14 protein-coding genes and 1 tRNA gene are annotated in these 10,661 nt (G+C 67.6%); 2 read left to right on the forward strand and 13 right to left on the reverse strand.

Features of this window, described 5'->3' with window-relative positions:
- The first annotated feature begins 6 nt into the window (after positions 1 to 6).
- The gene (locus tag IEX93_RS09005; protein WP_188847880.1) at positions 7 to 285 is read left to right on the forward strand and encodes a hypothetical protein; all 279 of its coding nucleotides are present in this window, start codon (positions 7 to 9) and stop codon (positions 283 to 285) included.
- A gap of 103 nt (positions 286 to 388) precedes the next feature.
- Here the strand turns inward: IEX93_RS09005 and rsfS are convergent, their stop codons facing one another.
- The 9 genes from rsfS to secG all read right to left on the reverse strand — a co-directional run bounded on the left by rsfS (position 389) and on the right by secG (position 5,188).
- The gene (gene rsfS, locus IEX93_RS09010; RefSeq protein WP_188847881.1) at positions 389 to 730 is read right to left on the reverse strand and encodes a ribosome silencing factor; all 342 of its coding nucleotides are present in this window, start codon (positions 728 to 730) and stop codon (positions 389 to 391) included.
- Positions 731 to 736: 6 nt separating this feature from the next.
- Positions 737 to 1,837: an LCP family protein gene (locus IEX93_RS09015; protein WP_188847882.1), complete on the reverse strand. Its 1,101-nt coding sequence runs from the start codon at positions 1,835 to 1,837 to the stop codon at positions 737 to 739.
- Positions 1,827 to 2,384, reverse strand: coding sequence for a bis(5'-nucleosyl)-tetraphosphatase (symmetrical) YqeK (gene yqeK / locus IEX93_RS09020; protein WP_188847883.1), 558 nt, complete (start codon positions 2,382 to 2,384; stop codon positions 1,827 to 1,829). The genes IEX93_RS09015 and yqeK overlap by 11 nt, the downstream gene beginning before the upstream one ends.
- Positions 2,359 to 2,919: a nicotinate-nucleotide adenylyltransferase gene (gene nadD / locus IEX93_RS09025; RefSeq protein WP_188847884.1), complete on the reverse strand. Its 561-nt coding sequence runs from the start codon at positions 2,917 to 2,919 to the stop codon at positions 2,359 to 2,361. Before nadD ends, yqeK begins: the two co-directional genes overlap by 26 nt.
- Before the next feature lies 1 nt (position 2,920).
- Positions 2,921 to 4,174: a GTPase ObgE gene (gene obgE, locus IEX93_RS09030; protein WP_229906143.1), complete on the reverse strand. Its 1,254-nt coding sequence runs from the start codon at positions 4,172 to 4,174 to the stop codon at positions 2,921 to 2,923.
- Between the two features lie 4 nt (positions 4,175 to 4,178).
- Positions 4,179 to 4,436 carry a 50S ribosomal protein L27 gene (rpmA, locus tag IEX93_RS09035; protein ID WP_188847886.1) on the reverse strand — a complete coding sequence of 86 codons (258 nt, stop codon included), beginning with the start codon at positions 4,434 to 4,436 and terminating at the stop codon, positions 4,179 to 4,181.
- Positions 4,437 to 4,439: 3 nt separating this feature from the next.
- Positions 4,440 to 4,745 (reverse strand): 50S ribosomal protein L21, encoded by a 306-nt coding sequence (gene rplU / locus IEX93_RS09040; RefSeq protein WP_188847887.1) that lies wholly within the window; start codon positions 4,743 to 4,745, stop codon positions 4,440 to 4,442.
- A gap of 103 nt (positions 4,746 to 4,848) precedes the next feature.
- Positions 4,849 to 4,924, reverse strand: a tRNA-Ala gene (locus IEX93_RS09045).
- A gap of 36 nt (positions 4,925 to 4,960) precedes the next feature.
- The gene (secG, locus tag IEX93_RS09050) at positions 4,961 to 5,188 is read right to left on the reverse strand and encodes a preprotein translocase subunit SecG (protein WP_188847888.1); all 228 of its coding nucleotides are present in this window, start codon (positions 5,186 to 5,188) and stop codon (positions 4,961 to 4,963) included.
- A 55-nt stretch (positions 5,189 to 5,243) separates the two neighbouring features.
- On the opposite strand from secG, the gene IEX93_RS09055 reads away from it, so the two are divergent.
- Positions 5,244 to 6,170 (forward strand): threonine/serine dehydratase family protein, encoded by a 927-nt coding sequence (locus tag IEX93_RS09055; RefSeq protein ID WP_188847889.1) that lies wholly within the window; start codon positions 5,244 to 5,246, stop codon positions 6,168 to 6,170.
- 32 nt (positions 6,171 to 6,202) lie between these two features.
- On the opposite strand, the gene carA is transcribed toward IEX93_RS09055, so the two are convergent.
- Genes carA through IEX93_RS09075 form a run of 4 tightly spaced genes read right to left on the reverse strand, consistent with a single transcriptional unit; the run spans position 6,203 to position 10,524 of the window.
- Entirely contained in the window at positions 6,203 to 7,378 is a 1,176-nt protein-coding gene (gene carA / locus IEX93_RS09060) for a glutamine-hydrolyzing carbamoyl-phosphate synthase small subunit (protein ID WP_188847890.1), read from the reverse strand.
- A 30-nt stretch (positions 7,379 to 7,408) separates the two neighbouring features.
- A complete protein-coding gene (locus IEX93_RS09065; RefSeq protein WP_188847893.1) occupies positions 7,409 to 7,942 on the reverse strand; it encodes an N-acetyltransferase in 534 nt (177 codons plus the stop codon).
- A 1-nt stretch (position 7,943) separates the two neighbouring features.
- Positions 7,944 to 9,332 carry an argininosuccinate lyase gene (argH, locus tag IEX93_RS09070; protein ID WP_188847891.1) on the reverse strand — a complete coding sequence of 463 codons (1,389 nt, stop codon included), beginning with the start codon at positions 9,330 to 9,332 and terminating at the stop codon, positions 7,944 to 7,946.
- Positions 9,322 to 10,524 (reverse strand): argininosuccinate synthase, encoded by a 1,203-nt coding sequence (locus IEX93_RS09075; protein WP_188847892.1) that lies wholly within the window; start codon positions 10,522 to 10,524, stop codon positions 9,322 to 9,324. The genes argH and IEX93_RS09075 overlap by 11 nt, the downstream gene beginning before the upstream one ends.
- Positions 10,525 to 10,661: the final 137 nt, after the last annotated feature.

Consider the following 10,661-nt stretch of genomic DNA (forward strand, 5'->3'; position numbering starts at 1 on the left):
TTTCCCGTGGGCAAGAAGAAGCGAGAGGAAAAGCTAAAACGGAAAGCCCTAAAGGAGTGGGAAGCCCGCCGTCCCAAGACCTTTCGGCAGTTCCTCCCCTACCTTCCCGGGATCTTCCTCCGGACCACCCTGGTCATGACGGCGGCCGTGACGGTGATCGTGGTCCTCGGGGCCCTGGGCCTTCCTTGGGCCGCCCACTTCTGGTTCCAGTTCGCCGTCTACTTGGCCTTCTACCTGGTCTTCCAGCGGTTCATCATGGGGCCTCTGGCCCCGCCCAAGGTCTGATTCCATCCTGGCTTGCGCTGGCATGGATCCCTAGCGAAAGGCTCCCGGGGGGCGCTTTGGGCCAGGGAAAGGGCGGGACGCCGGGGCCCTTAAAGGGTCAAAGCTAAAGCCGCTCGGCGTCGGCCCAGAAACCCTCGAGGTCGTAGTAGGCCCGGGCCTCCGGGGTCATGAGGTGGACCACCACCTCCCCGTAGTCCAGGACCACCCAACGGGGGCTTTGCCCCTCGGTGGGGCGGGGGCGCAACCCCTCCTCCTCCAGCTTCTCCTGGAGGTGGCGCTCCAGGGCCTGGAGGTGGGGGGTGCTGGTGGCGCTGGCCACCACGAAGTAGTCCAGGCTTTCGGAAACGGCCCTGAGGTCCAGGACCACCACGTCCTCCGCCTTCTTTTCCCAAAGGAGATGCTTGATCTGCCCGACCAGCTCTACCGCCTCCTTAGCCTTCACCATCTAAGCCTAGTGTAGCAGGTCCTTGCCCAGGGCCACCACCGCCCCTTCCACCGGGAGGTGGGGGGCGAGGAGGGGCAGGTGGAAGAGGTCGCTCAGGTAGCGGCCCGCCTCCAGGTCCTGGGTGTAGACGGCGCTCCGGACCACGGGGGCCTCCTCCAGCACCACCTCCACCCCCGCTCTCTCCAAGAAGCGCTTGCCCCAAAGGAGCAGGGTCCTCTCCTCCCCCCTAAGCCGCACCCTAACCCCCGGGGGGGCCTCCGGGGACGGGGCCTCCAAAAAGGCGGCGAGGAACCGGGCCCGGGCCGCCTCGTCCACGTAGAGGAAGGTACCAGGCCCTTCCCGGGTGGGCAGGGTGGCGAGGGCGAGCCGCACCCCCTGGACCCGGGGAAGCTGGGCCAAGACCTCCTCCAGGGTGAGGTCGGTGTCCAGCTCCCGCCACACCTCCCTCAAGGCGGCGGCCAGGGCGGGCCAGGTGCGGGGGTCCTGGGCCTTCCTCAAAACCTGGGCCAGAACCTCCTTGATTCGGTCCAAACGGGCGTAGTCCCCGAAGGCGTCGTGGCGGAAGCGCATGTACCTCACCGCCTCCTCCCCGGAGAGGTGGAGGCGGCCTGCGGGGAAGTCTATGTAAAGCCGAGCCGCCCGGTCGGTGTAGCGCATGGGCCTTTCCAAATAGACCTCCACTCCCCCCACGGCGTCCACCACCCGGGCCACGCTTTCCAGGGTGAGGACCAGGTAGCGCTCGGCCACAAGTCCCGTGGCCTCGGCCACCGCCTGCTTGAGGAGCGCCCCGCCCCCCCGGCCATAAACGGCGTTGATCTTGCCCCCCACGAGGGGGCTATAGAGGTCCCGGGGTATCGCCACCGCCCGCACCTCCTGCCCCCGAACCCGGACGTAGAAGAGGGTGTCCGTGCGGGAGCCGGGGCCGCAAGGGGTCCTGGGGGCGCAATACTCTATGTCCCTCGCCCCCACCACGAGGCCCAGCTCCCAAGGCCCCTGCCCCTGGGCGCGCACCGGGCGAAAGGCTTCCTCCTTTCGGGGCAGGGAGAGCACCCCTCCCAAGAGGAAGAGGCTCAGGGCGAGGAGGAGAAGGGAAAGCCTAGGGCGCATCCGAAAGGCTATGGTACACCTCGAGGGTCCTGGGGTGGATGGGAACCCCTTTTTTCTGAAGGTACTCCACTTTGCTTGCCACCGCCTTCCGGTAGGCTTCCAAAAGCCTCCCCCCCAGGGCCAGCTCCCGGATCTCCCCGTTCACGCCCCGGCCTGGCTCGGAAACGTCCGCCACGTAGAGGGCCATCCCGATCCCGTTTTCCGGCAAGACCCCGAAAACATGCCCCTCCACCGCCTCCAAAACCTCCCGGTCCTCCACGCCCCAGGCCTCGGCCAGCCTGCGGGCCGCCCGGCCGTGGAGGGCCAGGGGGTGGGCCCGCTCCACCTCGTTTTCCGGGGGGGCGAGGCGCAAAAGCTCCGCCTCGGGAAGGTCCCGGGCGGCGTCGTGGAGAAGCCCCGCCAGGTAGGCCCGATCCGGGTCCAGGCCGTTCCTCTGGGCGATGGTTCGGGCAAGCTCCGCCACCCTCAGGATGTGGGCCCACCGCTCGGGCCGCACCAAAGCCTTCACCTTCTCCGAAAGTTCAGCGGTAGAGGGCGTGCTTTGCAAGGTACACCTCCACGGGGCGGGGCACCCAGTAGCGGACGCTCCGCCCCTCCTTCAGGCGCCTGCGGATCTCCGTGCTGGAGATGCCCACCTCGGGCACGTAAAGGGGAAGGACGGGGAGGGGCACCCCCTCGAGGGCGTAGCCCGGCCGGGCCACCGCCACCAACGTGGCCAGCTCGGGGAGCCTCCTCCCCTCCTTCCAGGTGAGGACGTCCCGGTAGGCGTCGGCCCCGGTGATGAAGAAGAGCTCGTCCCTGGGGAAAAGCCTCCGGGCCTCCTCCAGGGTGTCCACGGTGTAGCTGGGCCCCGGGCGGTCCAGCTCCAGCCTCGAGGGGCAAAACCTCGGATCCTCCGCTGTGGCCAAAAGGACCATCTCGTAGCGGGCCTCCGGGGGGGCCACGGGGGTCTTGTGGGGCGGCCGGGCGGCCACCACGAAGAGGACCCGGTCTAGCCCCAAAGCCTCCGCCGCCTCGCTGGCGGCCAGGAGGTGCCCCAGGTGGATGGGGTCAAAGCTCCCGCCGAAAAGGCCGATGCGCACCCTAAACCTCCGGGATGTACTCAAACTCCAGGCCGGCGATGCGCACCACGTCCCCGGCCCGCACCCCCTTGGCCCTGAGGGCCGCCTCCACCCCGAAGCGCCGGAAGACCTCCTGGAGGTACCCGGCCGCCTCCATCAGGTCCCCCTTGAGGCGCTTAAGGTAGCGCTCCACCTCGGGGGCCCGCACCTCGTAAACCCCTTCCTCCAGGGGCACCACCTCCACCCCCGCCCGGACCACGGCCTTGGGGGCGGGCTTGGGAAGCTCGGGGGCCGGGGCGGCCTGGACCAGACCCCAAAGGGCCTCCTTAAGCTCGGGAAGCCCCTCCCCCGTGAGGGCGCTCACGGGGAGGACGGGAAGCCCTTCCGCCGCCAGGGCCGAGACCCGGGCGGCCACCGCCTCGGGGGAGAGGAGGTCCACCTTGTTGAGGGCCACCAGGCTGGGCCGCAGAAGAAGCCCCGGGTCGTAGGCCCCCACCTCGGCCCGCAGGGTCCTAAGGGCGGCCACGGGGTCCTCCGCGGCGTCCAGCACGTAGAGGAGGACCCGGGTGCGGGCGATGTGGCGAAGAAACTCTAGCCCTAGGCCCTTCCCCTGGCTTGCCCCTTCAATGATCCCGGGGATGTCCGCCAGGGTGAAGCGGGCCTCCTCGGAAAGCTCCACCACCCCCAGGTTGGGGCTCAGGGTGGTGAAGGGGTAAGGGGCGATCTTGGGGTGGGCGTGGGTGGTGGCGGCGAGGAGGCTGGACTTGCCGGCGTTGGGGTAGCCCACCAAGCCCACGTCGGCGATGAGCAGAAGCTCTAGCCTAAGCCTCCGCTTCTCCCCCTCCTCCCCCGCCTCGGCGAAGCGGGGCGCTTGGCGGGTGGGGGTGACGAAGTGAACGTTGCCCCGCCCCCCTTCCCCGCCCCGGGCCACCAGGACCACCTGGCCCTCCTCCACCAGGTCGGAAAGAAGCTCCCCGGTGTCGGCGTCGTAAACCCGGGTGCCCCTGGGCACCTCTATGTAGAGGTCCCGCCCCGCGCGGCCGTGCTGCCCGCTTCCCTTGCCGTGTTCCCCGTCCTCAGCCTTGTAGACGCGTTTGGAAAGCTCCGAGAGGGAGTCCACGCTCCCCTTGGCCCTTAGGTAGACGCTCCCTCCCCGCCCCCCATCCCCCCCGTCCGGCCCGCCCTTGGGCACGAACTTCTCGCGGCGGAAGGAAATGGCGCCGTCGCCACCCCTACCGGCGGCGACGGTGATGAGGAGGACGTCTTGGAAACGCAAGACCCTAGCCCAAAGGGCGCACGTGCACGAAGCGGCCAAGCCGCCCCTTGTCCTGGAACTCCACCACCCCATCCACCAGGGCGAAGAGGGTGAAGTCCCGGCCCATGCCCACGTTCTTCCCCGGCTTGAACTTGGTGCCCCGCTGGCGCACCAGGATGTTGCCCGCCCGCACCACCTGGCCGCCGTAGCGCTTCACCCCCAGGCGTTTAGCCTGGGAGTCGCGCCCGTTCTTGGTAGAACCCAGTCCCTTTTTATGCGCCATGGTTCACCCCTGGATCTCCTTGATGAGGAGCTCGGTGTAAGGCTGCCGGTGCCCCTTCTTGCGGCGGTACTGGACCTTGGCCTTGAACTTGGAGATGGTGATCTTCTTGCCCCGGCCGTGGCCCAACACCTCGGCCACCACCTTGGCCCCCTCCACGAAGGGGGTGCCCACCTTGGGTTTCTCGCCCCCCAGGAGGAGGACGGGGAGCTCCACAAGGCTTCCGGGCTCGGCGGAAAGCTTTTCCACCTTGAGCCTGAGCCCGGGCTCCACCCGGTACTGCTTGCCACCCGTCTTGACGATCGCGAACATGGCTTCCCCTTTTGAGGCCCCTAGGGCCACCGGCTTTCCACTATACCCCACGGCCCAAGCTTCCGGCAAGGGAAAAGGCGAAAGCCCCCTTTCGGGGGCTTTTTGGTGGAGCCGACCGGATTCGAACCGGTGACCTCCTCAATGCCATTGAGGCGCGCTCCCAACTGCGCCACGGCCCCAGGCAAGGCCTATGGTACCGGGGAGACGGCTTCTTGTCAACGGGGCCAGAGGCCGATGAGGAGGGCCAAGGCGGCGAAGACCACGCCCAGGATCACGGTGAGGCGGTATAGCCCCCCCGTCACGCCGCGGGCGGAAAAGAGGTCCGTGCCCCCGCCCATGAGGTCCCCCGCCCCCTGCCTGGGCTCCTGCACCAGGACCAGGTAGACCAGAAGGCCAGCCACGCCGAGGTAAAGAAGGATGACCAGGGTGTAGAGGAAGTCCATACCCCTACCACTTTAGCGCGGCCAAGGGGGGGTGTCCAGGTGGCATGATGGGGGCATGGACCTGGCCGCCATCCACGCCGCCTTCCGGCGCATCGCCCCCTACACCCACCGCACCCCCCTCCTCACCTCCCGCCTCCTGGACGAGCTTCTGGGAAAGCGCCTTCTCCTCAAGGCCGAGCACCTGCAGAAGACGGGAAGCTTCAAGGCCCGGGGCGCCCTGGCCAAGGCCCTCACCCTTAAGGCCCCCAAGGGGCTTCTCGCCGTATCCAGCGGCAACCACGCCCAGGGGGTGGCCTACGCCGCCCGGGTCTTGGGGGTGAAGGCCCTGGTGGTGATGCCCGAGGACGCAAGCCCCTTCAAAAAGGCCTGCGCCCGGGCCTACGGGGCGGAGGTGGTGGACCGGGGGGTGAGGGCCGAGAACCGGGAGGAGGTGGCCCAGGCCCTTTTGGAGGAGACGGGCTACGCCTTCATCCACCCCTTTGACGACCCCCTGGTGATGGCGGGGCAGGGCACGGTGGGGCTGGAACTCATGGCCCAGGCGGGCAAGGCGGGGGTTTTCCCGGAGGCGGTTTTGGTCCCCGTGGGGGGCGGGGGGCTCCTCGCCGGGGTGGCCACGGCGGTGAAAGCCCTCTCCCCCACCACCAGGGTCTACGGGGTGGAGCCCGAGGCCGCGGACGACGCAAGGAGGAGCCTGGAAGAGGGTAGGATCGTCCGCCTCCCCGAAGCCCCCAAGACCCGGGCGGACGGGGTGCGCACCCTAAGCCTTGGGGCGCACACCTTTCCCATCCTCCGGGAAAGGGTGGACGGGGTCCTCACGGTGAGCGAGGAGGCGATCCTCGAGGCCGAGCGCCTCCTCTTCACCCGCACCAAGCAGGTGATAGAGCCCACCGGGGCCCTGCCCCTGGCGGCGGTGCTGGAGCACGGGGCGAGGCTTCCCGAGACCCTCGCCCTGGTCCTCTCCGGGGGCAACCGGGACTTCTAACCCCACCAGGGCTTTCGCCGCGGTGGGGGCGCTTAGATCCCGTGCTGGTCGGCCCGTTGCTTTTCCACGGGGAGGCCCGTGGCCCCGTGGAAGGCCTCCACCTCCTCCAAAAAGCGGCGGAAGAGGTAGAGGGCGTCGTGGGGCCCGGGGGCGGCCTCGGGGTGGTACTGGACGGAGAAGACGGGGTAGCGGGCGTGGGCCATGCCCTCGAGGGTCCCGTCGTTTAAGTTGATGTGGGTGGGGCGGAAGTCCTTGAGGGAGTCAATGTCCACGGCGTAGCCGTGGTTCTGGCTGGTGATCTCTATCTTCCCCGTGAGGAGGTTCTTCACCGGGTGGTTCGCCCCCCGGTGGCCGAACTTCATCTTGAAGGTCCTGCCCCCCGCCGCCAGGGCGAGAAGCTGGTGCCCTAAGCAGATGCCGAAGGTGGGGAGAAGCCCCATGAGCTTCCAGATGGTCTCGTGGGCGTAGCGGGGCATGGTGGGGTCCCCAGGGCCGTTGGAGATGAGGAGGCCGTGGGGCTCTAGGGCCATGATCTGGCTCGCCGGGGTCTTGCCCGGCACCACGATGATCTCAAAGCCGAGGGCGGCTAGGTTCTCCACGATGGCGTGCTTGATGCCGAAGTCCATGACCACGATGCGCCGCCCCGATTTCAGGGTGGGCCAGGCGTAAGGGAGGGGCGTGGAGACCTCGGGGGTCATGTCCCGGCCGTCAATGTCCGTCCAGGCCTTGGCCTCCTGGCGGAGGGCCGCGAGCTCCTCCGGGGTGAAGGCGTGGTCGGGGGCGCCAAAGAGGCTTGCGTGGGCGATGGTCCCCTTCAAGACCCCGCCTTCCCGGATTTTGCGCACCAGGGCCCTGGTGTCTATGCCCTCAATCCCCACCACTCCGTAGAACTCCATGAACTCCCCGATGGTCTGCTGGGCCCGGGGGTTGGAGGCGATGCGGCTGAACTCCTTGGCCACGAAGCCCTTCACCCAGGGGCGGTTGGACTGCATATCGTAGACGTTCACCCCGTAGTTGCCCTGGTGGGGGTAGGTCATGACCACGATCTGCCCGTGGTAGCTGGGGTCGGTCATGATCTCCTGGTAGCCGGTCTGGGCGGTGTTGAAGACCACCTCCCCCACCGTCTTCCCCCGGGCGCCGAAGGCGTAGCCGTGGTAGACGGTGCCGTCTTCCAGGACCAAAACGGCGCGCTCCTTCACTCCCGCCATGCTGCCTCCAGGCCGCACATCCCACCCATTCTAGCCCCCGAAGGGGGCCGGGGAAAGGTGCTTGATGACGGCGATCTCCCGGCAGTTCTCGTAAAAGGGGCAGGCGTTGCACTCGCTCCAGACCTTGGGGGGAAGGGCCTCCCGGCTCGTCACCTGGTAGCCCAGGGCGCGGAAGAAGTTCACCTGCAAGGTCCAGGCGAAGACCCGGGGAAGCCCCAGGTCCCTAGCCTCCCTTTCCGCCCCCAGGACGAGCCAGCGGCCAAGGCCCTGCCCCTGCCGGGCCGGGTGGACGGCAAGCCCGCGGATCTCGGCCAAATCCCGCCAGAGGACGTGGAGGGCCACGGTGCCCACGATCCTTCCGTCCTCGTCCTCGAGGACCTGGAAGTCCCGGATGTTCTCGTAGAGGTGGCTATGGCTCCTAACGAGCATCAGGCCCTTTTCCGCCCAGTAGCGGATGAGCCAGTAGATGGCGTCCACGTCGCTCAAGCGCGCCTTCCTGAGCTCCACCGCCGCTTCGGGGCGCACCTCGGGAAGGACCACCGGGGAAAGGGAAAGCTCCTTCATCTCAGTCAAGGCCCACCTCCTTCTTGGCCTCCTCAAGCCGCTCCCACACCGCCATGGGGGCCGTGCCCCCATAGGAGCGGCGCCTATGGATGGCGGTCTTCAGACGGAGGAGGGGGAGGGCGTCCTCGGCGAAGAGGGGGTGGTGGGCCTTAAGCTCCTCCAGGGTGAGGTCTTGGAGGGCCCGCCCCTCCTCCAAAAGCTTCCGCACGAGCCTTCCCACCACGTGGTGGGCCTCCCTAAAAGGAAGCCCCTTTTCCGCCAGGTAGTCGGCAAGCTCCGTGGCCAGGGCGAAGCCCTCCTCCGCCGCCCGCCACATCCTTTCCCGGTTCCACCTAAGCCCGGGGAGCAGGGCGGCGAGGAGCTTGAGGCTATCCCGGTAGGTGGCGAGGGCGTCCAGAAGGGGCTCCTTGTCCTCCTGGAGGTCCTTGTTGTAGGCCAAGGGAAGCCCCTTGACCACGGTGGAAAGCCCCACCAGGGCCCCCAAAACCCTTCCCGCCTTGGCCCGGATGAGCTCCAGGATGTCCGGGTTCTTCTTCTGGGGCATGATGGAAGACCCGGTGGCGAAGGCGTCGGGGACCTCCACGAAGCCGAACTCCTCGGTGCTGTAGAGGATGAGCTCCTCGGCAAGGCGGGAGAGGTTGAGCTGGCCGATGTTTAAGGCGGAGAGGACCTCGAGGGCGAAGTCCCGGCTGGCCACCGCGTCCAGGGAGTTCCGCATGGGGGCCTTGAAGCCAAGCTCCCTTGCGGTGAAGTGGCGGTCTATGGGGAAGCCCGTCCCCGCCAGGGCCGCCGCCCCCAAGGGGCTTTCGTTGAGGCGCTCCCGGGCGTCTTCCAGGCGCCCCGCGTCCCGCTTAAGCATCTCGTAGTAGGCCAAAAACCAGTGGCTTAAGAGGACGGGCTGGGCCCGCTGCAGGTGGGTGTAGCCGGGAAGGACGTAAAGGGGCTCTAAGTGCTTCTCCGCCTCCCGCACCAAGACCCGCCTGGTTTCAAGGAGGAGGGCGAGGAGCTCGTCTATGGCGGCCCGCAGGAAAAGCCTAAAGTCCGTGGCCACCTGGTCGTTGCGGCTCCGGGCGGTGTGGAGCTTCCCCCCCGGGGGGCCGATGAGCTCTATGAGGCGGGCCTCGAGGTTCATGTGGACGTCCTCAAGCTCCTCCCGCCAGGGGAAGGTGCCCGCCGTAATCTCCGCCTCTATCTGGTCCAGTCCCTTTAGGATTGCCTCTAGCTCCTCCCCGCTCAGGAGACCCACGGCGTGGAGCATCCGGGCGTGGACCCGGTTCTGCCAGAGGTCCTCCCGCCAGAAGGCGCGGTCAAAGGAAAGGGAGGCGTTGAAGCGGGCCGCAAGGGCGTCCGGCCCCTCCCCGAAGCGGCCCCCCCAGGTCCTATGCGCCATGGCCCTCCTTTTCCACCAGGGCCCGCACCCTCAGGCGCAGGGCCTGGATCTTGATGAAGCCCTCGGCGTCCTTCTGGTCGTAGCCCCCAAGCTCGTCAAAGGAGACGAGGTCCTTCCGGTAGAGGCTTTTTTCCGCCTTCCTCCCCACCACGTACACGTTCCCCTTGTAGAGCTTGAGCCGGGCCACCCCGGTGACGCTTTTCGCCACGTGGTCAAAGTAGGCCTGGAGGGCCTCCCGCTCGGGGGCGTACCAGAAGCCGTAGTAGACGAGCTCGGCGTACTTGGGGGAGAGCAGGTCCCTTTGGTGGAGGACCTCCCGGTCCAGGGTGAGGCTTTCCACCGCCCGCCTTGCGTGGTAGAGGATCGTCCCCCCCGGGGTCTCGTAGACCCCCCGGGACTTCATCCCCACGAAGCGGTTCTCCACGATGTCCACCCGGCCCACCCCGTGCCGCCCGCCGATCTCGTTAAGTTTTTGCAAAAGGGCCGCCGGGGAAAGCCTTTCCCCGTTCACCGCCACGGGGTCCCCCTCCAAAAACTCCACCTCCACGTACTCCGGCGCATCCGGGGCCTCCTCCGGCTCCACGGTCATGCGGAACATCCCCTTGGGGGGCTCGGCCCAGGGGTCCTCGAGGACGCCCCCCTCGTAGGAAATATGCAAGAGGTTGGCGTCCATGGAGTAGGGCTTCTCCTGGGTCACGGGCACGGGGATCCCGTGGGCCTCGGCGTAGGCGATCATCTCCTGGCGCCCCTGGAAACTCCACTCCCGCCAGGGGGCGATGACCTTGATGTCGGGCTTGAGGGCGTAGGCGGTGAGCTCAAAGCGCACCTGGTCGTTTCCCTTGCCCGTGGCCCCGTGGGCGATGGCCTCGGCCCCTTCCTCCTCGGCGATCTTCACCAGGTACTTGGCGATAAGGGGCCTGGCGATAGAGGTACCCAGGAGGTAGTAGCCCTCGTACACCGCCCCGGCCCGGAACATGGGGAAGACGAAGTCCCGCACGAACTCTTCCCTTAGGTCCAGGGCGATGGCCTTGGAGGCCCCTGTGGCCAGGGCCTTCTTGCGGGCCTCCTCCACCTCCTCCCCCTGGCCGATGTCCGCGGTGAAGGCGATGACCTCGGCCCCGTAGGTCTCCTTGAGCCACTTGAGGATGATGCTGGTGTCCAGCCCGCCGGAGTAAGCCAAGACGATCTTCATTGTCCCTCCCAGTCTACCCCCGGAAGGGGGCACGCATAAGTATACACTAAGGGACCATCCCAAAAATCCAGGGCTTTACCCAAAACTCCTTCCTCGCCCTCCCTTAGCCTGCTTCAAGAGTTCTTGGGTGACTTCAT

Source organism: Thermus composti, from assembly GCF_014647535.1.
GTDB lineage: Bacteria > Deinococcota > Deinococci > Deinococcales > Thermaceae > Thermus > Thermus composti.